27 protein-coding genes and 1 pseudogene are annotated in these 25,212 nt (G+C 31.6%); 13 read left to right on the top strand and 15 right to left on the bottom strand.

Annotated features, from left to right (window positions below):
- A pseudogene (locus tag F555_RS0102120) lies at window positions 1–449 on the bottom strand (hypothetical protein); the annotation flags it as partial.
- Window position 450: 1 nt separating this feature from the next.
- Window positions 451–3,654, bottom strand: a complete 3,204-nt coding sequence (locus tag F555_RS0102115) for a helicase-related protein (protein ID WP_018153573.1) — start codon at window positions 3,652–3,654, stop codon at window positions 451–453.
- 2,023 nt (window positions 3,655–5,677) lie between these two features.
- On the opposite strand from F555_RS0102115, the gene F555_RS09170 reads away from it, so the two are divergent.
- Complete coding sequence (locus F555_RS09170) at window positions 5,678–6,424, top strand: metallophosphoesterase family protein (protein ID WP_018153572.1); 747 nt, start codon at window positions 5,678–5,680, stop codon at window positions 6,422–6,424.
- A 201-nt stretch (window positions 6,425–6,625) separates the two neighbouring features.
- Here F555_RS09170 and F555_RS0102105 read toward each other — a convergent pair whose 3' ends face one another.
- Window positions 6,626–6,925 carry a YafQ family addiction module toxin gene (locus F555_RS0102105; RefSeq protein WP_018153571.1) on the bottom strand — a complete coding sequence of 100 codons (300 nt, stop codon included), beginning with the start codon at window positions 6,923–6,925 and terminating at the stop codon, window positions 6,626–6,628.
- Window positions 6,926–7,171, bottom strand: coding sequence for a DUF2683 family protein (locus F555_RS0102100; protein ID WP_018153570.1), 246 nt, complete (start codon window positions 7,169–7,171; stop codon window positions 6,926–6,928).
- Between the two features lie 285 nt (window positions 7,172–7,456).
- Here F555_RS0102100 and F555_RS0102090 point away from each other — a divergent pair, with 285 nt between their 5' ends.
- The 6 genes from F555_RS0102090 to F555_RS0102065 all read left to right on the top strand — a co-directional run bounded on the left by F555_RS0102090 (window position 7,457) and on the right by F555_RS0102065 (window position 13,507).
- On the top strand, window positions 7,457–7,924 hold the full coding sequence (locus tag F555_RS0102090; protein WP_018153568.1) for a HepT-like ribonuclease domain-containing protein: 468 nt from the start codon (window positions 7,457–7,459) through the stop codon (window positions 7,922–7,924).
- 222 nt (window positions 7,925–8,146) lie between these two features.
- Window positions 8,147–9,142 (top strand): restriction endonuclease subunit S, encoded by a 996-nt coding sequence (locus tag F555_RS0102085; RefSeq protein ID WP_018153567.1) that lies wholly within the window; start codon window positions 8,147–8,149, stop codon window positions 9,140–9,142.
- A 99-nt stretch (window positions 9,143–9,241) separates the two neighbouring features.
- Entirely contained in the window at window positions 9,242–10,561 is a 1,320-nt protein-coding gene (locus F555_RS0102080) for a flippase (RefSeq protein WP_018153566.1), read from the top strand.
- Between the two features lie 85 nt (window positions 10,562–10,646).
- Entirely contained in the window at window positions 10,647–11,870 is a 1,224-nt protein-coding gene (argJ, locus tag F555_RS0102075; RefSeq protein ID WP_026182909.1) for a bifunctional ornithine acetyltransferase/N-acetylglutamate synthase, read from the top strand.
- Window positions 11,871–12,182: 312 nt separating this feature from the next.
- Window positions 12,183–12,842, top strand: a complete 660-nt coding sequence (locus tag F555_RS0102070) for a selenouridine synthase SelU-like subunit (protein WP_018153564.1) — start codon at window positions 12,183–12,185, stop codon at window positions 12,840–12,842.
- Between the two features lie 8 nt (window positions 12,843–12,850).
- Window positions 12,851–13,507 carry a selenouridine synthase SelU-like subunit gene (locus F555_RS0102065; protein ID WP_018153563.1) on the top strand — a complete coding sequence of 219 codons (657 nt, stop codon included), beginning with the start codon at window positions 12,851–12,853 and terminating at the stop codon, window positions 13,505–13,507.
- A 2-nt stretch (window positions 13,508–13,509) separates the two neighbouring features.
- Here F555_RS0102065 and F555_RS0102060 read toward each other — a convergent pair whose 3' ends face one another.
- The 3 genes from F555_RS0102060 to F555_RS0102050 form a co-directional block, all read right to left on the bottom strand.
- Entirely contained in the window at window positions 13,510–14,589 is a 1,080-nt protein-coding gene (locus tag F555_RS0102060) for an NOG1 family protein (protein WP_018153562.1), read from the bottom strand.
- Between the two features lie 314 nt (window positions 14,590–14,903).
- Window positions 14,904–15,299: a DUF126 domain-containing protein gene (locus F555_RS0102055; RefSeq protein WP_026182908.1), complete on the bottom strand. Its 396-nt coding sequence runs from the start codon at window positions 15,297–15,299 to the stop codon at window positions 14,904–14,906.
- A gap of 17 nt (window positions 15,300–15,316) precedes the next feature.
- A complete protein-coding gene (locus F555_RS0102050) occupies window positions 15,317–15,541 on the bottom strand; it encodes a class III signal peptide-containing protein (RefSeq protein WP_018153560.1) in 225 nt (74 codons plus the stop codon).
- 113 nt (window positions 15,542–15,654) lie between these two features.
- On the opposite strand from F555_RS0102050, the gene F555_RS09410 reads away from it, so the two are divergent.
- The gene (locus F555_RS09410; protein WP_018153559.1) at window positions 15,655–15,813 is read left to right on the top strand and encodes a DUF2614 family zinc ribbon-containing protein; all 159 of its coding nucleotides are present in this window, start codon (window positions 15,655–15,657) and stop codon (window positions 15,811–15,813) included.
- A gap of 114 nt (window positions 15,814–15,927) precedes the next feature.
- Here F555_RS09410 and selD read toward each other — a convergent pair whose 3' ends face one another.
- The 4 genes from selD to F555_RS0102025 all read right to left on the bottom strand — a co-directional run bounded on the left by selD (window position 15,928) and on the right by F555_RS0102025 (window position 19,077).
- On the bottom strand, window positions 15,928–16,980 hold the full coding sequence (selD, locus tag F555_RS0102040) for a selenide, water dikinase SelD (protein ID WP_083876316.1): 1,053 nt from the start codon (window positions 16,978–16,980) through the stop codon (window positions 15,928–15,930).
- A 58-nt stretch (window positions 16,981–17,038) separates the two neighbouring features.
- Window positions 17,039–17,617, bottom strand: a complete 579-nt coding sequence (locus F555_RS0102035; protein WP_018153557.1) for a pyruvate kinase alpha/beta domain-containing protein — start codon at window positions 17,615–17,617, stop codon at window positions 17,039–17,041.
- Window positions 17,618–17,717: 100 nt separating this feature from the next.
- Complete coding sequence (gene rnz, locus F555_RS0102030) at window positions 17,718–18,674, bottom strand: ribonuclease Z (protein WP_018153556.1); 957 nt, start codon at window positions 18,672–18,674, stop codon at window positions 17,718–17,720.
- 10 nt (window positions 18,675–18,684) lie between these two features.
- Window positions 18,685–19,077 (bottom strand): helix-turn-helix domain-containing protein, encoded by a 393-nt coding sequence (locus F555_RS0102025; protein WP_018153555.1) that lies wholly within the window; start codon window positions 19,075–19,077, stop codon window positions 18,685–18,687.
- Window positions 19,078–19,281: 204 nt separating this feature from the next.
- Between F555_RS0102025 and F555_RS0102020 the strand changes: the two genes are divergently transcribed.
- Together F555_RS0102020 and F555_RS0102015 are read left to right on the top strand one after the other, a co-directional pair.
- Entirely contained in the window at window positions 19,282–19,662 is a 381-nt protein-coding gene (locus tag F555_RS0102020; RefSeq protein WP_018153554.1) for a CBS domain-containing protein, read from the top strand.
- 60 nt (window positions 19,663–19,722) lie between these two features.
- Window positions 19,723–20,202, top strand: a complete 480-nt coding sequence (locus F555_RS0102015; protein WP_018153553.1) for a YqaA family protein — start codon at window positions 19,723–19,725, stop codon at window positions 20,200–20,202.
- Window positions 20,203–20,241: 39 nt separating this feature from the next.
- Here the strand turns inward: F555_RS0102015 and F555_RS0102010 are convergent, their stop codons facing one another.
- The 4 genes from F555_RS0102010 to F555_RS0101995 form a co-directional block, all read right to left on the bottom strand.
- Window positions 20,242–20,667, bottom strand: a complete 426-nt coding sequence (locus F555_RS0102010; protein ID WP_018153552.1) for a hypothetical protein — start codon at window positions 20,665–20,667, stop codon at window positions 20,242–20,244.
- Between the two features lie 223 nt (window positions 20,668–20,890).
- Window positions 20,891–21,481, bottom strand: coding sequence for a flavodoxin family protein (locus F555_RS0102005; RefSeq protein ID WP_018153551.1), 591 nt, complete (start codon window positions 21,479–21,481; stop codon window positions 20,891–20,893).
- A 195-nt stretch (window positions 21,482–21,676) separates the two neighbouring features.
- Window positions 21,677–22,054, bottom strand: coding sequence for a DUF473 domain-containing protein (locus tag F555_RS0102000; protein WP_018153550.1), 378 nt, complete (start codon window positions 22,052–22,054; stop codon window positions 21,677–21,679).
- A gap of 12 nt (window positions 22,055–22,066) precedes the next feature.
- Window positions 22,067–22,774, bottom strand: a complete 708-nt coding sequence (locus tag F555_RS0101995) for a proteasome assembly chaperone family protein (protein ID WP_018153549.1) — start codon at window positions 22,772–22,774, stop codon at window positions 22,067–22,069.
- A gap of 114 nt (window positions 22,775–22,888) precedes the next feature.
- Between F555_RS0101995 and cobY the strand changes: the two genes are divergently transcribed.
- The 3 genes from cobY (at window position 22,889) to dapF (ending at window position 24,734) form a co-directional block, all read left to right on the top strand.
- Entirely contained in the window at window positions 22,889–23,509 is a 621-nt protein-coding gene (gene cobY, locus F555_RS0101990) for an adenosylcobinamide-phosphate guanylyltransferase (protein ID WP_018153548.1), read from the top strand.
- On the top strand, window positions 23,493–23,735 hold the full coding sequence (locus F555_RS0101985; protein WP_018153547.1) for a PRC-barrel domain-containing protein: 243 nt from the start codon (window positions 23,493–23,495) through the stop codon (window positions 23,733–23,735). Before cobY ends, F555_RS0101985 begins: the two co-directional genes overlap by 17 nt.
- Window positions 23,736–23,846: 111 nt before the next feature.
- Entirely contained in the window at window positions 23,847–24,734 is an 888-nt protein-coding gene (gene dapF / locus F555_RS0101980; RefSeq protein ID WP_018153546.1) for a diaminopimelate epimerase, read from the top strand.
- Window positions 24,735–25,212 lie beyond the last annotated feature (478 nt).

Below are 25,212 nucleotides of genomic sequence, written 5' to 3'. Positions count from 1 at the left end.
CCAACTAAAAAGGAGCACCTTTTAGCAGGAGTAAAACCCTTTTCAATTTTAAAATCTTCTGTAATTTTATACTCCATTTTAACAAATGAAAACCGCCAGTCGTCGAGCTCATCACTGTAAAATGCAACTAATGCACCATCTTTGTTTGTACCCCCAATCCACTTTAAAATAATGTTCCTTTGCACAGTCCTCGACTTAGTAACATATTTATCTTTTTTTAATCTCACAGATAGAACATCTATTGTTTTATTGGAACTGTCCGTATATGTCCCGTAATATTTGAGAGAATCAGTATATTCAGCATATTCTTCCCACATCGAATATTCCTTAGGAGATTTTAAAAAACTACTGTCTCCAAACATCTCGATAACGAATTCTAAATACCTATCCTCATTAAACTCTCCCCCAAAAGTTTTTTCAACAAGTTTTACGGCATTTTTTCTATCCATTTTACTTCCCCACTAAATATTCAGAAAGAATTATTTCCTTAGGCCCCTCAATATTTGCCGATGAGTTAAATTCTAATTTTTGGAATAAATCATAAGGTATTCCTTTTTTTATCTCGTTATACATTTTGAATAAATCAAGCATGCCACTATTATTATTTATTTTTTTAATATTATCCAGTATAGTTTTTATGGTATTTTTAGATACACCGCCTATTTCAATAAGTTTCAACACCCTGTCGAGATACTCTACATCATCATCCGTGAGCCTTCTTTCATTCTGTTTTATGGCTTTTATTAACTTAATTAATTTAGACTCATTCCTACTTCTTCTTATTTTAATTTTTGAAATAACATGTTCCTCTTCGAATACTTTATTAAATTCTTTCTTAAGCATATCAAGATGAGCATAATAGTCCATTCCAATTTTCATCTTTTTTGTATCAATATCTGCTTTTAGAATCTCTGCGGCCTTATAAAAATCAAGTTCTTTAACTCCCTCTGGTGTAGTTTGATATATCTTTCTCATTTTTCCCTTTTTAAAGAATGTAATCAGTGAATTATAATTCTCATTATGTTTTTTTGCAGTCCTTGCTTTTTTAGGAAGGTTTTTTATTTTATCAAATAATTCCTTATCATTGTCTCGAATATCTCTCAAATATGCTAAATATGCCAACTCAGGGTCGTCCTCATCTTCCCCAATGACTGTTTCTTTTGAGTTAAGGCGTGAAAATAAGTCAAAGGATTTTATATCTTCATCGGTTAATAACCTAGAATCAGTTCCAAGCATTTCAATGAAACTTCTAATTTTAGCCTCTGCGGCTTCCTTCAAACCCATATTTTCATTTATTTTTGTTGCTGGAAAGAAGTTATAAATATATATTTTATCAAATTTGGAATCTACTCTGTTTATACGCCCCACTCTCTGCATCATTCTTGAAGGATTCCAAGGAATGTCGTAGTTAATTACCACATTTGACCTATGTAAATTTACACCTTCTGAAAGAACTTCTGTTGAAATTAAAATCATATATTCATCCTTTTTAACCTTTGATTTTCCATCAAAATTTTCAGTTATAATTTTTCTTAAACTATTGTCAGAAGTTCCAGAAAATGCCAAAACTTTATTATTAAACAAGGGATTTAATTCCCTTTCAAGATATTTTGCAGTTTCTTCTGATTCTGTAAATATTATTACCTTATTATCCTTTAACACATCATCTGTTTCTAAAATATCGATTAATTTATCAAGTTTCGGGTCTTCATCAACGGAGCTCCACATTTCTTTTATATGTTTTAGAATCTCTAAATCATATTTTAAGTCATCAATAAGTTTAGGCTCAAAATCTTTAATAGGGTAGATTTCCACCTTTCCCTCACTTATTAACTTTTCAATGGACTCCTCATCATCGTTTTCCTGAAACTCAAAAACTTTGGATAGATGTTTTTTACTGATATAAACATTACCATCCTCACATCCAGCTATAAATTTTTCGTAATAACCTATAAACCTATTAATTGACATCTTGAATGCGTGAAAACTACTCTCCAGCCGTTTTAAAAGCATGGTTTTCATAAATCCTGCCATATTCTTTTGTGGCTGAATAATTCGGTTATCAAATTCTCTCCCTTTATAATATAGCATTGGAGTATATCTTGCATATTTTAACTCTTTTGTAATTAAATTAAGGGTTTCTTCAAAAATTGAATCTAACTTTTCATCAAATTCATAATAAACTGGCTTTGGGTCCTGAACTTCTGGAAATTTCAAACCCTGTTTTTCCAAATCTTTTGAATAATACTTCTCAATACTTTTTCTAGTCCTTCTTACCATTAAATACTGTAAAACATTTTCACGAATTTCTTTTGCATTCTCCTGAACAATTTTCATATATTTTTCTTTGTCCTTTCGCCTATCTACTCCTTTAAGTCTTGCATCTAATTTTTTAAAGAATTTTTCAAGGTCCCTTACCTTTGGATTTGGGAGTGTGGAATTATGAACATTTTGAAACAATTTTATCTGGGCAAGAATATCCATGGGCTTATTATTTAACGGAGTTGCAGAAACCAATATTACCCGTTTTCCACTGCATATCCTAAATAATTTTTCATACATCTCCGTAGATTCATTTCTAAAATAATGAGATTCATCAATTATAATATTTTTAAAGTTTTCAATACCATATTCAAATGCCATATCTAAATTGCCCCTTGATACAAATCTTCCCCTAACTCCAAAATCATAAAAGGCATTTTTCCAAGAGCCTGGATTTCTTTCATCAATCAATACTGGCGGAGCAATTACAAGAGTTTCACCACCAAGTTGCTGAACCAACATTGTGGCTATGTATGTTTTTCCCAAACCAACAACATCGGAAATAAAAACTCCTCCATATTCTTCAAGTTTAAGTTTTGCATCTTGGACTGCATCCCTTTGATATTTTAAATCCATAAAATTATCAGGTCGGAATTTACTTTCAAATTCATCAGTTAAATCTAAATTTATTTTTTCCTTCATGTATTCGTAAAGGAATTTTAAATATAATTCATACGGCGTGATGTCCTCATTTAACCATGTTTTTTTATTAACTGTTCTAACGTACTCTTCCGAAACATCTACCGAATCCTCCCATAATTCATTAAATTTATTTAATGCAAATTCATAGTCAGACCTGGTTTTTAATTCCACATTGAATTCAAGATTATCCACCAATCCAGAGCGCGTGAAGTTGCTTGAACCTGTAATGACTCTGCCTTTATCCCTATCCCCTTCTTTAAAACTCATTATGTAAAGTTTTGCATGGATTTTAGCTTTGGGATATACCCTTATTTCAAGTTTTCCAGATTTAAGCCATTCAATGAATTTTTTAATTCCTTCTTCAACAGTGCATGAGTCTTCAGAAGTTTCCATTTCTGAAATTATGCTTTCTGAAAAATTTTCTTTAACTTCTTTGAATGATAGTCTATATTTTTTAATGTCCCCCGCAGCCTCCTGAATTAAATCAAAAGTTTTTTTATCCGTATTGATACCTACGAGTATTCTAATTTTTTCAGTATTTTCTAATGATTTATATAATGCATAAAATCCACTAGCATAAAAATAACCAACCAGACAGTCAAAAAATTTAGTATCTTTCAATAGTATTGAAAATCTATCTACAAGTTTATTGCCCTTTTCATTAGTTAAAAATGATAAATCAGTATTCATAATGTCCCCCTATTGTAATCCTATATATACAACTATAGTTCCCTCACAATAAGGCACGAAGCCCGTTAAGGGCGATACGGTTAAAACATTTATTTACTTTTTAAGAGATTATCCGATATTATATTAAAATCAAAAGCATAAATATGCCCGATATTACATTTCATCACTAAAATATCTTTTTTCATTGACCCTCTATACTACTACTCGCCTCAAACTCCCAAGTTTAGAGCCATTATTTGAATTTAAGGCATAAATGCATCATCATAACATCCAACCATCACAATATTGCCATACTTACAAAATGAGATTACCCCTTTTTGTTTCAAACTCCCAAACCTTTTTACCAGTATTAATACCAAAAGTATAAACAATCGCCCCCATATCCAACAATTGCCAAATTTTTATATATGTAATCTAAATTTCCATAACAATCCAGAAACATGTATTTCGTCTATTTCTTCTTGTTCAATTAATTCATTAGTTCTAAAACCATAATATTCCCCATTATATCCCCCATAAAAAGCAAAGTAGGAAATTATTAATTTTCTTTTTTTAATCTTTTAAATAATTTTTCATTTTTCTCTTCTTCATCAGTATATAAGTTTAAATTGCTTAAAGTTTTATAAGTTTTCGTATCTTCATTTTTAACCTATCATTAGCATCGAATAGTTTTTTCTATACAGTATCCAGAACTAGTATATGCCCTTGTAATATATTACAAAGGCACAATATAATCAATTGTCCAATAAATACTAAATAGCGCAATTTATAAGAAATTTAAGTGTATTTAACACCATATGATGTGGCGCATGTTCATACATCTGAAATATGTTAATAATCTTAATTTTAGTAAAAACCAGCCTTGGCCCTTCGTTTTGATGACTAACTTAATCTATAAGGCATTATCTAACTATTTTAATAGGACTCAGTAGTATCATAGATTTTTAGCGCTGTATTCTATTTTTTATCCACTAATTTGAAGATAAGATTTTAAAACAGGTATAGGTTCTTCGTTAGGGATGAGTTGTTTATATATGCTTGCAAGGAGCATGATTGGTCTGAATTTTTGGTAAATAAATTTAAAGATGTAAAATTAATGAAAAAACTTAAAAGAAATCTCTTGCAGAGGATGTTAGCACCAACCATGAATTGCTAAGCGAAAAAATGAACAAATCAATGAAAAACTTGATGAAATATATAATAAATATGGCGCATGTTCATACATCCGAAGGTACCTAACATTTTCAATACCTATTAAAGGATAGATATAGACTTAAGTTGTAAATATTTACTTCCTTGTATTTTATTTTTACTCATATCTTAAGTTTTTTAAACATAACATCCAACATAAGAAACTTAACCAGAGGCGCATTTAACGCCAATTATTAGAAAAAATCAGAAAAACTTATATTATTCTCTACTTTTCCATTCACACAATATATGCCAATGTTAACCTTATTGAATATATGCCTTTGTAATATTACGGAGGCATGTTTTTTAAATACTTTTATTCACTTCTAAAAGAAAAAATAATATATTTTAAATAAAACAGACTATTTGGATCAAGTGTGCCTAGTTCTCTTAATAAGTATATGCTAGTGAGAGAGCTCCTTTTGGTGGTGTTGGGCAATAACCTCCAGGTCCGGTAATAGGGAATAGTAAGTTTGTGGATGATGGATAACAGTGTAGTAATGATTACGGTGGATAATAAATTAAAAAAAGAAATCGGTCATTATTTTGTATTGAATTGGATGGGATTATGCCTTTGTAATTTATAGTGGTATTTTTATACTTTTAAGTTGATTTATGTCCTTTTTTTGGAGTACGGCGCAGTTTAAGACTATTTAAATAGTATAGTCCTCTCTTTAATTGAAATTTAATGTGTTAATATATTTGCCAAGTAATAAAACTGTAGATCTCACTCGATTATAAAGTTCGATTATATTCAAAAATACGCAAACATTTAACCTAGTAAGTTTCTTCAAATGCAGAAAAATAACAGTTATAACAATTATGGGATAATATGAGAATTCTATTTATTAGTGATTTGCATACTACTATGATAGAAAATGCTCAATTTGAATGGTTAAATCAAATCATAATAGAAACCCGGCCAGATTTACTCCTATCAGCAGGAGATTGGGACGAAGGATTAACAAGAAATTCTATTCAACCAATTCTAGAGAAAATACCCCTCCTTACAATTTTTGGAAATCATGAGAATATGCAAGAGCTCACTCAGATTATTGCCCCCAGTCTTGGTAGGTCGGCGCTTTTGCAGGATTTTGAAGTGGTTGAAGTTTGCGGTTTGAAAATATGTGGAGTTAATGGCATTTATAGTGAAAAGAGATTAATGAAGAAGGGTGTGCCAAGGCAAAGGGGTGATTCATTTATAATAAAGGCAAGGAATTTTCTTGAGGAAACTCAAACGTCTCTTTACTCAATAGACTTTTTTCTCTGTCATGAAACTCCTGAATTGCCTGTGTATTCTTCTAATGAATTGGAATGTTTTAAATTCAGAATATCTAAAGGTTCAAAATTGATTATGGATACCATTAATTTGATAAAACCAAAAATTGTGCTTAATGGGCATTTGCATTTTACAGAATATACTTTAACAAGGATGGATTATGGAGGTTTATATATTAGGGTTGATTCGTCTGAAAAATCCAGAAGTTTTGCAGTAATAGAGTTAGATGGGGAAAGATATTCAGTGGGAATTCATAAAGAGTCAGTGGAAAACTTGCTTGAAAAAAAGTGGCAAGTTTAGTTTTTAGCACTGCACTATTTAAAGAGTATTATTTGATGTTTGCTATTTTTAGAATTATTATTGTTATGTTATTGTGTGGTTCCTTGTTGTATTTGTTATTTTGGTTTTTATACTGCGCGCTTAGAGTATTTAAATATATGCCTTTGTTATTTCCAGGAGTATAAAACGTGCTGTATGGTTCAATACAGTTTAAAAATATGGTTATTGCAATATTTTCTTTATTTTTGATATTCTTTTATTTTTATATATCTCATCATGGTGAGCAACATCTACAAATATAACTCTCTTTTCATTATCATCCACAGTAAATATTAAAACAAAACTTTTATCAATATGAACTCTTTTAAAATCTTCCATTGGTGTTCTTAAATTTTTATAGTGGTGTGGATTTTTGTTTATTTCACTAATCTTTTTTAAGATGATTTCTACTTTTTTCCCATCTTTTTTAGATAATTTTGTAAGTATCCTATCCAACGAGGGCATGATTTCAATATCATACATCTATTCACCCAAATATCTTTTATTTAGTTCTTCAACAGAGCCGATATGTATGGGTGTTTCATTTTCCATAATTCTTTTTATTTTCTCAACATAATCAGGTTTTAACTCTGGTTCTAATAATATTTCTGCGTATTCTTCTATTATCTTATTTATCGCTTCGCTTTTGTCTTTAAGGTTGTATTTTGCTTTTATAATGTTAATTACTTGATTGTTTTCATCTGAAATATTGACTATTGCTTTAACCATTAACACCACCTTTTATTTATATAATATTAATACGATATTAACATAATATATACTTTTGGGAGCTCCGAGGGGATATCATGATTAAACAAAAACCTTCGGTTTTTGTAGCTCTCCGCTTCGCTACGAAAACCTTAAACGAAATAAAAAACATACTTTTAGAGTACAAAAAGAACTAAAGAAAAATACAAAGTTAAAACTATCGGAATATTAAAGGATTTACCAAAATGGGAGCAAGAAACACCCGATATTGATATTTTAGTTGAATTTGAAGATGAGTATGAAAATTTGGATAATTATGTAAGTTTAGAAAATTATTTGGAGAACTTATTTAATGAAAATATAAATTTAATACTTAAAAACAATATTAAATCAGAATTAATAAAATCAACTGATGACGAATTAATATACAAATTTGAAAAAAATAATAAAGTATTTTTAACTGATATTTTAGAAAATATTAATTACACCATCGAATTTACAAAAAATATGAATTACAAAGAATTTTTAAATGACAAACTAACAAAAGATGCAGTATCTCAATGTTTGATAATTATAGGGGAAGCGTCAAAATATATTGATGAAGAATTTAAGAAAAAATATAAAAATGTACCTTTTAAAAAATTAGAAGAAATAGAAAACAGCCTACTTTACCAATATTGGGATGCTGATTATAATTTAATTTGGAAACTGATTAGAAAGGGGCTCACAAAATTAAAACCCATCATTGAGAAAATTTTAAAGGAGCTCGAATAAAAACAGTAGTCGGAGTAATCGAAGCGAAAAAAATACACCTATGACAGTGGATTATTTAAGGAAAGGATGTAGAAGAGTGATTTATATTAAAATAAGTTTGAATTTACTTGTTAATCATTTCGATACAAGTGTATAAAAGGAATTAAATATGAAGAACATATGAAGTTTTAAAAGAATGAAGTTAAAACATTTATTATAATTAAAATCGTTGTGGGTGAATTTATGGAATATAATATACCAGAAGGTTGGGAATGGGTTAAATTGGGGGAAGTATGCAATACTCGAGAAGAGCAGATTAGCCCCTTAGAGATGAAGGATGAAAATGTTTATGTTGGTTTGGAACACATTAAAAGCAATGAATGGCATTTATCCAATTATGGTAGCCCAAAGGAAGTTGAGGATGGCAAAAACAAATTTTATGCTGGAGATATTTTATATGGAAAACCAAGCCAATATTTGAATAAGGCCGTCTTGTCAGATGTAGATGGAGCCTGTTCGACAGATATACTTGTATTAACTCCAGATATTGCTAAAATTTATTCAAAATATCTTTTAATTGCCATGAGCTCTGAAAGTTTCTTAAATTTTGTTAACAAAACCATGCAAGAAATGAACCCACAGAGCTCATGGGATGAAATAAAATCATTCGAATTTTTATTACCCCCGCTTGAAAAACAAAAACAAATTATAGACAAAATAGAGTACCTTTTTAAAGATTTGGATAACGCAATAGAGTTAAAACAAAAATCAATAGGTGAAACAAGGGGTTTATTTAGCTCGGTTTTAAATAAAATTTTTAGGGAAATAGCAGATAAAGAAGGTTGGGAATTAGTTAAATTAAATGAAATAACAAGCATGGAAGAACTAGATAATATTCTCATTTCAGATATTGGGAGAATATCAACGTCTATAAATAACGATCTTTATAATAAGTTTATTTATTATTTTATAAAACACTATTTTTCAATTCCTAATGAAAATGCCATAGACTCGGAAATTCCATCTATTTCAAAAGAAGTATTTGATAATTTATCAATCCCAATCCCATACAAAAACAATCAACCTAATCTAGAAAGACAGTTGGAGATAGTAAATTATTTAGACATTTTAACCGAGAAAATAAAAAGGTTGGAAGAATTACAGGAAAGAGAATTGAATATATTCAGAGAGTTAAAAGAGTCCATATTAAATAAGGCGTTTAATGGAGAGCTGGTTTAATCTACAAGGGATATTCTGCTTCACTCAATGAGTACATTCTTTATATAACACTTTTTTAAGTTTAAACATTAATAATAAAATTTTTCTTTTAGTGAGATTATGTTAAAAAAATTTAAAAATCTAAAATCAAAGAAAGTTCTCAATTCCCTTAGAAAAGAAGGCCTATTGAAAGATAGTTTCTACATGATATTCTCAAATATTTATTCAAAAGGTGCATCCTACATATTTTTCTTTTTAATGGCTTACATACTTGGAACAGAGGGTTTTGGAACTTTAAGGGGAGTATTACCTATTTTAGATTCTTTGGTTATTTTTTTCTGCTCTGGAATACCCCCGGCAATGGCAAAATTTATTTCCGAATACAAACACGACAATAAATCCCATTATAATGAAACATCTTGGATTTACGGAGTATTAAATGTAATGTTGATTTTTTCATTGATTGGTGGAATATTCACCATTTTTTTAAAGTATTTTTTGGGAGGATACTACAAAAACTTAGATGCTAATATCTATTATATCATAGCCTTGACCCTCCCATTTTCAGCATTTATATCATGGAATAGAGGAGTTTTGCAGGGTAGCTTGAAAATAAAGGAGCTCTCTAAAACTTGGATAGCAGAGCATACTTCAAAAATAATATTTTCAATCTTTTTAGCTTCACTTATCGGTGTGATGGGCGGTATTTTATCCATATCTTTAGGTTATATTATCGGAGGACTTTTAGGATTCTACTTTATAGCCAAAAATAATTTGATACCTAAAAATAAAATAAGAAGTTTTAAATTAATGGTTAAAAACCCGATGGTTAAAAAAGTCATACTTTATTCGATACCTATAGCCCTTGGAACAGCATCATACAGACTTTTAAGCGATTTGGACAGTATATTTATAATGTCAATATTGGGCCCACAGTTAAACGGATTATATGGTTATGCTTCACTACTGTCAAGAGCTCTTTTTTTATTTGCATCTTCAATATCAATACCATTAATTCCAAGAATCGCAAAAACAAAGGATGTAAATTACTTTAAAAAAGCCATACTGATGAATTTAGGAATTGTAACTCCGTTTTTATTTATGTTCCTCATATTTTCAAAGGAATTGCTTATACTGTTCTTCAATATAGATTATTATGAATCATCCCTAAGCTTGAAGATACTGTCAATCTCAGCTGCATTTATGGGCTCATATACAATATGTGCTGCTTCACTGCAAGGTCTTGGTTATGCAAAAGTGCCCCTTTATGTTATATCCTTTGGCGTGGTGTTAAATGCCATTTTAAACTATATCTTGGTTAAGAACATTGGGATAGTTGGAGGAGCTGCTGCAACTTTAATATCATCATTTTTTATATTTGTCATTACATTGTACTTTACCATAGAAAAATTGAAAGTATGGCAATTTCACAAAAAATAAAAATATCATATCATAAATGGCGATTATATTCAATACTATAAAGTCAGGTGGAAAAATGGGACAAACAAATCAAACCAATAATACAATGAACGACTTGGAGATAAAAGTAATCGATAATGGAGTCGTAGCTCCAAAAGGATTTAAAGCAAACGGTTTTAAAGAAGATAAATACGGTGTAGCTTTAATTTTATCCGAAAAAGAGGCAGTTGCCGCAGGTGTATTTACAACAAACAAGGTTTATGCCCATCCTGTGAAACTGTCAAAGGAAATTTTAAAAAATAATGAAAAAATAAGGGCAATTGTTGCAAACAGCGGTAATGCCAACTGTTTTACAAAGGATGGAATGGAAGATGCAAAAGAAATGATTAAAGAAACTGCAAGATTGTTAAACATTCCTGAAAATCAGGTTTTGATTGCCTCTACGGGTGTAATCGGTAGAAAAATGCCAATGGATATTATAAAAGATAGACTGAAAAAAACATACGATATCCTAACCAAAGAAAACAATAATTTAAACTCTGCAAAAGCGATAATGACTACAGACGCATTTCCAAAAACGACTGCAGTTGAATTTGAAGTTAACGGAAAAAAAGTTAGAGTCGGAGGAATAGCCAAAGGGGCTGGAATGATAGCTCCAAACATGCTCCATGCAACAATGTTATGTTTCATAACTACAGATATAGAAATAAACAGGGATGAACTAACAGAATCACTACAAAATGCAGTTGATGAGAGCTTCAATAGTGCAGTTGTGGATGGAGATATGAGCACAAACGACACTGTTTTTGTTCTTGCAAATGGGGAAAGTGGAGTTAACTACAAAGACTGTAAAGAAACTTTTGATAAAGCCATTGCCTATGTATGCAGGGAGCTCGCAAAGATGATTGTAAGCGATGGAGAAGGAGCTACAAAATTCATGGAAGTCTTGGTAAGAGGGGCTAAGACCAAAGAAGATGCAAAAAAAGCTTCTATGTCAGTTGTTAGGTCACTCTTAGTAAAAACTGCATTATTTGGTAGCGACCCTAACTGGGGTAGAATTGTAGCTGCAGTGGGATACAGTGGAGCAGAGATGGACATGAATAAAATAGACGTTTTGATTGGCGATTTTAAAGAAGAGGTTTATCTTGTTAAGGATGGGGAACAGATAGCAGACGAAGGAACAGCGGAGCTCATAAAAGCAGAAGAAATTATGAAAAATGAGAAAATAAAAATAATAGTGGATTTAAAATTAGGTAATGAAGAAAATACATCCTATGGTTGTGATTTAGGTTACGAATACGTAAGAATTAACTCAGAATATACAACATAATTTTAATTTTGCTTTTTTTATTTTTGCTTATTTTTTAGTCATTCCACTAACTTTGGCACTATATAGCAATACAAAACCGGCTAAAAATATATCTCTTCACGAAGTGAAGAGGTATCGGATTTGGGATTCCAAATCCTTTTTTAAAGGATTTGGAGGTTAACTTTATTTAATTTTATTAGCTATTTTCATATATAATCAAATATTTAGATAAATAACCATTAACTTTTTTAATAACCTCCGCCTATTAAGGTAGGGATTGAACAAAAACCTAACGGTTTTTGTAACTCACCTTCGTTTCACTCAGGTGATTATATGATTATTTTTGGATTATTTGGTAAGACCGGTTGTGGAAAAACGGAAATTTTACAGGAATTAAAGAAATTTCATCCAGTGGTGGATATTGAAGCATGCGGAAACACGAGAGGTAGTGTTTTGGGAGATTTATATAATTTAAAACAACGGAGTCAGGAGGAATTCGATCACCTGCTAAATAAACAGTATGAAAAAGCCAAAAAAGCAGGATACTGCGTTACAGAATTCGAAGGAAGAAAAATAGGCGGAGCAAAAAAACTAATCATTCCAGGGCCTTTTTCCAATATTAAAAGCTACAACTACAAAATTGTAATAGATTGCCCATATCACTGCCAAATAAAAAGGCTCCTAAAGTACTATCTACCAAACAACGAGAAAGAAAAAGAAATCCTCCTATCAAAGTTTATTCTATTAAAAAACTCTTTAAGGAGGAAAGACGCACTTGAAGCCTTGGATAGAATTATCGAACTTGTAAACAATGACGAATACTACGAAGCTGCGGTAATTGTGGAAGAAAAACTGTACAGACAGCACTATTTAAGGCATATCAAAAAAATAGAGCCTGATCTGGTGATTTATAATGAAAATACCTTAGAATCAGCAGATGTAGTTAATAACTTCATTAACGAGAAACTAAAAAAACATGGATTAAAGAATTAGGGATAATTATGGATGAGGAAATACTATCAAGACTTTTAACATTCAAGGAAAATGTCGTACTAGCCATACGTTTAAAAGACGGTAAAAAAATGATAACAAACGGTAAAAATATATTGGCTGGAAAGATAGGCGGAGATTTAGCATCATTTATTTTGAAAGAATCTAAAAAAATAAATTCTCCAAAAACTGTAGAGTATCAAGGTGAATTAATATATTTTGAACCAATAGACATTAAAAAATATTTAGATTCAATAGGTAAGGAACTAACTGAGGAGCTCCTAACAATTGAAGAACTTGAAAAAATGAATGAAGATGAATTTATTTTAGTGGATGCAAGGACCCCAAAGGAATATGCCGAAAAAACAATTCCAAATGCCGTGAATATCCCGCTGTTTTTAACCGATGAGCATATATCCATAAGTAAAATTTACAAAAAAGAAGGTAAGGATAAAGCCATGGATTTAGCTGTGGAAATAATTCCAAAAGCAATCGATAGAATAGTAAAAGAAGCTCTAAAATTGGATAAAAATAAAACACTTGTTGTATTTTGTGCAAGAGGCGGCATGAGAAGCCAGACTGTAGCATTTATTTTAAAATTAATGGGTTTTAAGGTTAAAAGATTAGTTGGTGGATTTAAGAGCTATAAATCCATTCAAAATAAATAATATTATTGGCTATCCAATCTTCCAGTCTCTTTTAAAACTTTTCTGATTACTTTATTAACTTCATCCAATCCCTGACCTGTCTGGGAGGATATTTTAATAATTTCGGCTATATCTTCTGATGGGATAGATAGTCTTTCCAGTTTATCTTTGTTTTCTTCAATATCTATTTTGTTAATTACCACAACAACTGGAACTTCAAATGTTTCTTTAACTTCATTTAAGAGATTTAGTTGTTCTTCGACTGTGTAACCGCAGTATTCAGTTGGGTCTATTACAAATAGTATCATATCAGCCAAATAGTTAAGTGCAATAACTGCATTTAGCTCTATGTCGTTTCTTTCGTACAAAGGCCTATCCAAAACTCCTGGTGTATCTATTATCTGGATCCCAGACTGGGTATATCCTATATTTAGCCCCTTTGTTGTAAATGGGTAGGAGTTAATTTCAGGTTCTGCATCAGTTAACTTTCTTAATAGTGTGGATTTACCAACATTTGGATAACCTGCAATTACCACAGTTGGAAGATCTTTCACAGTTGGGATATTCTTTAACTTTTCCCTTGAAACTGCAAGAAATGCCATGTTTGGATAAATCTGTTTCAATACTGATGAAACCCTTCCTATGAATTCTTTTCTTATTATTGATGCATGTTGAGGGGATTTTGCCCTTCTAACTCTTCTGGCATACATTCCACCAAGTTTCTTAACCAATTCCGAAGCCCATTGAATAGCTCCAAGGGATTTTTTAAATTCATCTGTACCAACCAAAATCTCCAAGAGCTCCCTATAAAACGGGTCTAGATTATCTACTGTTGGAGTTTTCTTTACAATCTTTAAGAGATTGTCTGAAATTACCGACGTTGTAGTCCTTATTTTATTCTCTTCAATGATTTTTGACTTAATATTACTCAATCCACGGGTTGTTGTTCTCAACTCGCCCGCTACTTTTTCAGACCTTCTATATGCCTTATCCATGAGCTCATCAGGATATAGAATTGTCGGAATCTTTTTAAATGGATTGGCATCTCCTCGGGATTTGGGCTTAGGATTTGAAAATCTTTGATATTCGTATATTTTCTCCATAACATCACGTCCTATTATAATCTAAATTAAATATTTTAATGTATAAATACTAATTAAATATGGTAAAATAGATAAGTAATTACAATCTATTCCCTTTTTCGACAAAACCTTGGTTTCGTGAATCGACATCGAAGCAAATCTTCGATTTGCTGTCGAAGCGAATCCAAAGGATTCGCTGACTCACAAAAATTCTTTGAATTTTTGTCGAGACTCACGAAACCTTCGGTTTCGTCGAGACTCACAAAATCTGAAGGATTTTGTCGAGATTACGAAGTAATTTTTATTCAACCTATGATTCGACTAACAGCAAATCCCTATGGAGTTTGTTTCGCTATTTTGACAATACCATTATTTCCATCAACTATTAATATGTTGCCATTCTCGATTTTTTCAATTTCAACTTTATCAACCAATGGTATCTTTCCCAGTATGGCACCGGTCGCCACAATAGGTTCGCACTCCTTGTTTACTATTCCTTTTAAGATCCCTTTTTTTGCAAGAGCGTAAATAACATACGAACCTACCGTACTACCTTTACCATTTGGAAAAACTAATATTTTATCCTTTATACTTTGACCGTACAGCTCGTTATCTTTATCCGTAATTATCCCTTCTTCACTAACACCACCTAAAAATGAAATAGGCGATTTTGAAACTATTGCTTCGCCTTCTACAATTCCTTTAGAAATAACTCTTCCATTTAGCTCAATATATTCCACGATCTCACCTAATTACTTAAATTCTTTACTGAATCTACAAAAGAGCTTACTGCACTATCGTATTTTTCGACCACACTTATAGCTGTCCTATTTGCTACTTTCCCTGAAGCTTTAATGGATTGGATATGATAGTACGATATAACGGTGGCAGCTACCACAACTGCAAAAACTAAAAGCCCAAACTCAATAGATATCTGCCCTCTGTTTCCGAGCAGCTTGGAAAATATTCTCATAGTGTCACTATTTCCGAATGTTTTAAAACCCATATTTAATATAACAATAAACATTATTAACTATAAATTATTATGCATAGTACTACCATACTAACAATTTATGTAGGGAAAAAATGGATTTCGAAGAAATAAACAGATATACATCAGTAGATTTAGAAGACCTAAAAGTTATAGAGGTTGAATGCCCGTCCTGTGAAATGGTTTTAAGAGTGGTAGGGAAAAAAATTATGTGTCCCAACTGTAAAAGGATTTTCGAAGTTAGTAGAGGTTAAATTATTTTTAGCCTTATGAAATTTCGATCTTTAAAATATCATAAGTTCAGGTCTAATAATGCCTCAAAACCAATATTTAAAATACGCCTCCCTTAAAGGGTTCGGCGTATTGGCTTAAACCTCCAATATCTCAACATCATCTCTTAAGTATGCCTTCCCAACACCGGATTTTTTAACTGTCCCAACTTCAAATGCGTAACATTGATTTTTCTGTAATTCTTCAATAAGTGCGTCTTTGTACTGTTTTTTTACAGAGATTAACAATCCCCCTGCAGTTTCTGCACCAGTACCTTTTAACAGAGAATGTCCAAACATTGAAGATAGCCGCCCAGTATTTTTTATCAATGGGAGCCTGTTTATTTCTATTTCCACATTACTTTGCTCGGCCATTTCATTGCTGTGTCCAAGTAATCCAAAACCTGTTATATCAGTCATTGCATTGGCTACTTTTTCATTAAGTCCTTCTTCCAGTTTTCTAAGTATTAAAAGGGCTTTTCTGTTTGAAGTAGTCATTAACTCTATCGCCTTGTTTATTATGTATTCTTTTTCTGGCTTTTCAATGTCTAAAAGGTCTTCAAATTCTTCAGTAACCCTCGATAGGGCCATTGCCGTCTGAGTACCTAACGGTTTTGTTAGTATTAGGACATCACCTTCTTTTGCTCCTGCCTTTGTTAGTATGTCTTCTTTTTTTCCGACTCCAGTTACTGAACCACCTATCAAAGGCCAAGGGTTTAAGATTGTATGGCCCCCGATTATGGTGGTTTCATTTTCTCTGCAAAAGTCTTGGAAACCTTTGAGTAGTTCTTTAGCCATAGGGATTGGAAGGGCCTCTGGAATTCCCAATATGACTAATACTCCAATTACATCCAAGATTCCCATGGCATAGACATCGCTTATAGAGTTGCAGGCCGCTATTTTTCCCTGCAGGTAGGGGTCGTCTACAATCGGTGTGAATACATCCACAGTCTTTACAATTGCAAGGTCATTTCTAATAATTACTGCAGCATCATCACCCAATCCAACATGAGCTCCTGCCAAATCGTCCTTAGATATTATGTCCTTAACTAAATATTCTAATTCGGTGTTGGGAAGTTTGCATGCTCATCCATGTAGCCGTACCATTTCGGTTAGTTTAATGTTGTCATTGTTTGTAATAACTATCACCATCAATTTAGATATGGATTTTACTATTATTATCTTTATGTTATTTTATCTTTTTACCTTTTTACTGTTTTTTCTTATTTCTCGGCATGCATATTATTTCTTTCAACTCAATATCAAAGAAGTTGTTCATGTTTGCAGGTTTTATAACAACTGCTGTATCAGCTCCCCTACTTCTTCCACCTATTGCTATTACTTCTTTTTTAGTAGAAATTAAACCACCATCTGCAGCCATTACCGTTATTTCATAACAAACCTTTAAACCATGTCCAAACGTCCTTAAAGTGTCTGCGATTACTTCAACTGGGCCATAACCTCCAAGTTTTCTTGATATTCCCCTTTCAACTCCACTTAAGGCATGAGTTCCCATGTATATTTTTGCTCCTCTTTCCTTTAGAGCTCTTGCAGTATCTTCATCCAAGGATTTAACATCTTCTCCATGGAATCCTTGGTGATAAGTTACAACGATAACATTTAAATCCAAATTTTCTTTTTCTACAATATCTAAAAGCTTTTTAGCAGTTTCACCATATGATGACGCTACAACTATATCCTTTATTTCTCCCTCTTTTGCCCTTTCAACTGCAAGTTTTAAGGTTTCTTCCGTATTTTCAACTCCAGGATATTCAAAGTACTTTGTCATATTAATCACCACCAACGTATCGTATACTATTTATTCATATGCTATATTCATATGCCATTATCAATTAAATTAATATTATGTTGGATTTAATGGTATTTACTTAATTCTTAGAACGACCTTGCTTCAAAGGATATTCCATCAAGTCTTCAGCCACTAAAATTTCAATATCTAGATTATTATTTCTTTTCGTAATATCATTTATTTCATTTAGATATGGGGAAATGTCATCATCATATCTTGCAGAAATATGCGTAAGAATAAGTGTTTTAACATTGGCAATTTGTGCAACATTGAATGCATCTTCAACTGTTGAATGCATGGTCTCTATGGCATTGTTCTTCTTTGTGCTGTCAAAGGTAGCTTCATGAACGAGTATGCTACAGCCCAATTCCTTCAAAAATTCACCAAAATCTTCCAAAGGTAGTGTATCTCCACTGTACCCTACACAAATTCCTTTCTTAGGGGGTAAAAGTACGTCTTCAGGATGAATTAAATTTCCATCTTTTGATTTCACAGGAATGCCTGATTTCAATTTTTTTAGGTCAGGCCCAATATTAACACCTAACTCAATGGCTTTTTTCATATCCAGCCTTGGTTTTTTCTTTTCCCTAAAGACATATCCCAAAGAAGGAACAGAGTGGCTTACAGGATAAGAATAGACTTCATAATTCTCATTATCTATTATTTTTTCAGGATTTTTTGAACTGAGCTCATGGACATTGATTTCATAATCTACAGAATGATAGCCTATTTTTAATATGTTTTCAACTGTATCTTTAGTTTCCACAGGTCCGTAAATATTTATAGGTTCTTTTCTTCCCTGAAAAGCTATAGATTGAAGAAGTCCTGGAAGCCCCAATATATGGTCACCATGAAGATGGGATATAAAAATGTTATCTATTTTCATAGGGGATATGTCTGTAAATATAATTTGTCTTTGAGTGTTTTCTCCACAGTCAAATAAAAAAACTTCACCATTGTATTTTAATCCCATGGATGAGTGAGCTCTATTTTTAGTAGGTATTGCTGCTCCAGTTCCTAAAAAAGTTAGTTTCATAACAATCCCTTTAGAGCAGATTTTTTACTATATTAATCGCTTCATCCTCTTCAATTTCATCTATCCAATTTTTAACATCGTTACACCATTTTTCCATGGATTCTTTTATAGATTCCTTTACTTCTGAAAAAGGTACTGCTTCATATCTATAAAAATATCCTCCTTCTTTGATATTGATCTGCTTTCGGTGTACAAGTCCTGCATTCATTAAATTCTGAGCAGATCTTTGAATTGTACTTCTGTCTCTATTTAGGGCCTCAGATATTTCGTTTATTCTTGAAGGTCCATTTTTTAACATTTCGAAATATACTGCAACATCAAATGCCTTAAGTCCAAAAACACAGCACATTATACTTTCTAGTGTAAAAGTACTGCAAGGGGTTTTTAGTATTAGATTTCCCATCATATCACCTGAGATAAAGTTCGTGATTTTTGTTCAGCTACCAAAAGGATTATATTGTGAATAATCAAATAACTCATAAGAATTAATTTGAATACAGTAAATGAGTATAATACGAGTATGACGTATGTGTGTAAGATGTGACACAAATATACATTTCTTCTATATACGATCTACGACTATATTAATTTATCGACGGGGGATATTATGAAAGTAAAAGAAATTATGAGCCCAAAGATTTACAAAATAAGTGAGGAAGAAAGCCTGTATGGGGCGTTTAAAGCCATGCATGAAAAAGGTATTAAGAGGGTTTTTGTAGGTGATGATGACGAAATTAATGGAGTTATAAGCTACAGAGATCTTGTTGACGTGTTTGTAAATAGGGGCCTTTTTGAACTAATGGACATAAAAGTAAAGGATGTTGCGTTGAAAGAAATTCTAAAAATAAATGAAAACGATGATGTCAAAGATGCCGCTCAGATAATGGTTCATGCAGATGTATCAGCTCTTTTAGTTGTAAATGATAAAAACAAGCCTGTTGGGGTTGTATCTCAAACTGATATTTTAAGAACTGTAGTTAAAGAATAATAACAAACCTAACATTACTTTAAAGTTTCAGATGAAACTTTTTTAACATATGGTGGAAATATGGATTTATATTTAATAATGCAAAGCATAGTTGATAACTACGGCTACTTAGGTATTTTTTTAGTTGCATTTACTGAATCTTTTATTCAGCCAGTGCCTCCAGATATATTTATAATGGGAGCTTCTGCTTTTGGATTAAATCCCATAATTTCTGCAATCGTGGCTACAATAGGTTCCCTATTTGGTGGATTATTTGGGCATTTTCTCGGGAACAAATTGGGACATCCTGTATTTATTAAATTATTTGGGGATAAATACTTGATAAAAGGGGAGGATTTTTTTAACAAATATGGGGTGTGGGGAGTTACCATAGCAGGTTTTACACCGTTACCTTACAAAGTTATCGCCTGGCTTGCAGGAATTTTTGAAATGAAATGTATTCCCTTTAGCATTGGAACCCTAATTGGAAGATTCCCAAGATTTTTGATAGTAGCGTACTTTGGATATAAGGCAGGGGCATTATTTGGATTAACTGTTTAAATTCAAAATATTATTTTTTGTTTTATTATTCCAAAACCTCTACATTCCTATAAATTCTCGATTTTCAGAATCTTTTACTTCAACAGAGATATCTAAAAATTCTTCTGCCCATTTTGAAGTTTTAGTGAATGAATATATGAGGTCATCTTTTATCCAGTATATGGTAAAAATAGCTACTTTATTAATATATTTGCTAAATGACTTAATTTTAGCGTTAAATTCGTTTATTTTTTCGTCAGAATCTTTTGCATGCACTAAATTGGAGTCTATATGTTCCTTTTTAAATATTTCTTTTTTTAAAAACACTGTTTTTATTCCTTCACTTTTGGCTATAGTTATAAAGTCCTCCCAATTATCCCCCTCCCAAACAATTCTTGGAAATTCCTCAAGACCGCTGGTAGTAGGATATATAAAAAAACCTTGCTCCTTTAAAACTTTTTCTATCTTTTTTACATCTATCTCCATATCGTTCACCTAAAAAATTAAACATATGTGGTGTGCATTACTACTTAACTAATAAATACGGTTAAATTTTATTTAAACATAAAATATGCCGTTAAATTGAAATATAAGTTTATTTACTACAATTTCAATTTACAATTATTGATTGGTTTACTCAAATTGCACACCACTATAACTCAAGAAAAATTAAAATAAAAAAGCAAATAATGGTGGCTATCGTTTATCTTTATTCACCATTTCCTTTTATGAGCTTTACGACTTCAGCCACTCTTTTACCTAAGTTTCTTGATGTTGTTATTCCTACCTCATCTTCTTTGGATGCACCTACAGGACCTCCAGCACTTGTACCTCCGTAGTGAGCTGTTGGAAAACTATCTCCAACAACAATCATTGACTGGATTAAATAAAAGTCGTGTATTTGCCTTATGGTAGTTTCTTGACCACCGTTTCTTGCACCACCGACTGAAATTGCACCACCAACTTTATTCTTTAATTTGTGAGCTGCCCTTAAAGGTCTTGATCTATCAATTATCATTTTTGTCTGTGCAGTAGCTCCTCCAAAGTAAACTGGTGAACCAATTATAACACCATCGGCTTCTTCCATTTTTTTCAAAATATCGTTAACATCATCCATTATTATACATTCATTTTCTTGCTTACATGCATCACATGCAATACATGGGTTTATTTCCAATCCTGCCAAAGATACAAATTCTGTTTCAAAACCTTCTTCTTCAGCAGCTTTTAATGCCTCCTTAACTAAAAATGATGTGTTACCATCCCCTCTAGGGGAGCCACTAATACCTAAAATCTTCATACAGTCACCTCTATTTACCATGTTATATACTACACCAAATAGGTGAAATATTAACCATAAAATATTAACTAATGTCTTCTACATATTTATTATTTCGTTTTATTTTCTATTTATGGTGGGAGCATATTACAAAAATAATAAATAAAATAAAATTGTTTTGTGTGCAATATATCTATAAAATTACACACCACTATATTAATATTCATACATGGATTTTAATTTAACTACAACTACGCAGGGGTTCAGTTCATCAGTCTCAGCCACATTTATACACGAACCGTATCCCATAAATTCAACTTGAACTCTAGCAGTTAAAAATTCAGTTTCCTCTGAACAGCAGGGGTTTTCTTTTTGTAGATGTATGCCAAGTTTTTTCACCTGGGCTATTATTCCTTCAGTACCTGAAATAAGATCTTCCTTTGATATGGAAGTTATAAATATAAAATCACCGACCCTTAACGAGTTTAAAGCCATCAAGTTACAGAAATTCTTTAAATTAAGCGTCTTTATATGATTACTTGTTAGTTCAGATATGCAGTAGGGAGATATTCCAGTTAGTGCTACGATTTTCATACTATCACTTTTTTACATGTACATTGGGTTTTCAGCCCTTGGTTTTGACATAAGTTTCATATGTTCCTTAGTAAGTTGTTTTAATTTTTCCTCTATTTTTTCAGCCTCTTTTATTAATTCTTCAGTGTTAACCTTGAGATCGTATAGTTTATTTAATACTTCGATAATATTGGATGCCCCCCTTGGATCAGGCCTTAATCCAACAGTCTCTGCCATTAAACACATGGAGGGCAGATTTTTATCCTCACTTTTTATGATTAATGTTCCTGCAATACCTCCAACCATTCCAAGCTTTAAAATTGGAATTTCTTCCTTTTCAACGAGCTCTAAAACTTCATTTGAAGAAGAAATTGCATAAATACCTTCTGATTTCATGGATGCCAAACCTTCTAAAGTAATAATCATTTTAGGATCCAAATCAACTATATATTCCATTATCTTTTCTGTTAAAGGATATACCAAATCTGGTGAAACTATTATATCAGAATAAATCACTACCAAATTTTCGTTCCCATAAACTCTTATAGGTGGATATATAATTCCCTCCTCCACAGTCATAATTGGGGGAATATCTGGAGAATCAAAATATCCCAAAAAATCCAAATTTAAGTTTTTTATAATATGGTACGCTGCTATGCTTCCAATGAGCCCTACACCAGGAAATCCCCCAACTACTAAGGGATTTTTAAGCTCTATCTCTTTTTTAGTAATATATTTCACAATATCCCCTCATTTTAATAGGTATGATAATATAGTCGATACATCACTATTTAATATATAATAATATTTATTTGAGAATATATATAAACATCTGATCAAAAAAGATGTGAAAAAATGACGGGCTCCATGGATGGTCTAATAATGGCCGGTGGAAAAGGTACTAGATTGGGACTAAACATTGAAAAACCTCTTTTAGAGATAAAAGGAAAACCAATGATAGATTACGTCATTGAAACACTCTTAAAATCCAAAGTTGGAACAATATATATTGCAGTGTCAAAAAACACTCGAAAAACTGAACATCATATAAGAGAAAAATATGCGCTAGATGGAGAAAGGATAAAAATAATAGAAACCTCTGGAAAAAACTACATTGATGACTTAAACGAGTGTATAAAATATTTTTCAGGCCCATTTTTGGTTTTATCATGTGATATACCCACTATTAAACCGAAAACTATTAATAACATTATAAATCATTATTTGAGTATTAAATATGATAATATTGAGTCCCTTTGCGTAGCAATTAAAAGAGAAAAGTACTTGGGCACACCCTCGATAGAGATAGATGGATATATTCCAGCAGGAATTAACGTATTGAGTCCTATATACGGGGAACAAAGGGAAGAAATATATATTATTGACGAGCTCATTATAAATGTTAATACGCAGGGTGATAAAGAGCTCGTTGAAAGCTTAATTTCTAAAGGTGGTTGTAGTGAAAACATCATTTAAGGCATTACGTGGGAGATCAATTGTAGGAAATTTGGGGAGTATTATTGGAAACGTAGATGATATTGTAATTGACGAAAAAACTGGAAGACTTATTTCATTAAGCGTGGAACTTTCAGATCAGAGTCCAATCCTCCCTTCAGAAGGAAATTATGCATTATTGCCTTATAGGGCAGTTACCTCAGTGAAAGATGTTGTTGTAATTGATGAATCAAAAATAATAAGATAATATTAAAATAATACCGAATATTATAGAATGAGTACAGACTATTTTTTTATATTTTTAAAGATTTTATTTTGTGAAAATCGTTTTTTTAATAATTTAAATGGGAGTGAAATTATGAAATTTGTTAAAATGCACGGTCTTGGAAACGATTACATTGTAATAAATGAATTTGATGGCGAGATAATAAAAGAAGAAGATAAAGAAGAGTTTTCAAGAAAGATATGTAAAAGAGGATTCTCAATAGGTGCCGATGGAGTTATATTTGTTCAAAAACCTACAGATAATGAGTACGACATTAGATTTAGAATATTCAACAGCGACGGTAGCGAAGCAGAAATGTGTGGGAACGGTATAAGATGCTTTTCAAAATATGTCTATGAAAGAGTACTAAAAAAGAATCCTTTAAAAGTAGAAACTAAAGGAGGACTAAGAATTTCAGAAATGGAAATAGAGGACGACATTGTAAAAAAAGTAAGAGTTTATATGGGAGCTCCAAAGTTCCAGCTAAAGGACATTCCAATGAAAATAGAAGGAAAATCAGAAGAAGATGTATTTTTAAATGAAACTGTAAAGTTGAAAAACGACCTATTAAAAGAAGTAAAACTAAGCGTAGTAAATGTTGGAAACCCACATGCTGTGATATTTGTAGAAGATAACGATATTACTATGGATTTTGCAAGAGAAAACTTGGATATTATTGGTAAAGAAATAGAAAACCATGAAGTATTCCCGGAAAGAATAAATGTTCACTTTATAGAAGTTTTAAACCCTAATGAAATTAAAATACTCACTTGGGAAAGAGGTGCAGGATACACAACAGCTTGCGGTACTGGAACCACGAGCTCAGTTATAATTGCACATAAACTAGGTAAAACAGAAAATAAAGTTCTTGCACACTTAGATGGTGGAGATTTAGAAATCGAAATAAAAGAAGACGGCGTTTATATGAAAGGAAATGCAGTTATTATTTACGAGGGGGAACTAATAGATATTGGTTGGTAAATAGAAAATATACCTATTCACGAAGTGAATAGGTATCAGATTTTTGGGATCCAACACTTTTTTAAAAAGGGTTGGAAGGAGAATTAATAGATATTGGTTGGTAAATAAATTATTTAATATAACATATTAATTTTTCTAATTTTGCTTTCTTGCTTTTATATACTCCCCTGGTGAAATTGTTCATAGAAAAATGCAAAAAAGTATTACTGTTTTTTTCGATGGAGATTCTTTATTTTTTATATATGTTGGTATTTTAAGGTTATTCTATATGTTTTAAGGATTAATGAGTTTAAATAATATAAAATAAGGTTGGATAACGCTTCTTTTCTCCTACTGTTGTGTTTAGTATTTATAATCATGATACACAACCTTTCTTGCTTTTAAATACTATTTGATAATCAACCAGTAAGAAAAATCACTTCAAAATAGAAAGGCATATAAACTAGTAAAACAATAAAAAAAGATGAAAAGTATAGGG

The sequence above is a fragment of the Methanothermococcus thermolithotrophicus DSM 2095 genome (genome assembly GCF_000376965.1).
GTDB lineage: Archaea > AGJL01 > Methanococci > Methanococcales > Methanococcaceae > Methanothermococcus > Methanothermococcus thermolithotrophicus.
The sequence above is the reverse complement of the archived record's forward strand: the minus strand, read 5'-3'. Positions and strand labels throughout refer to the sequence as shown.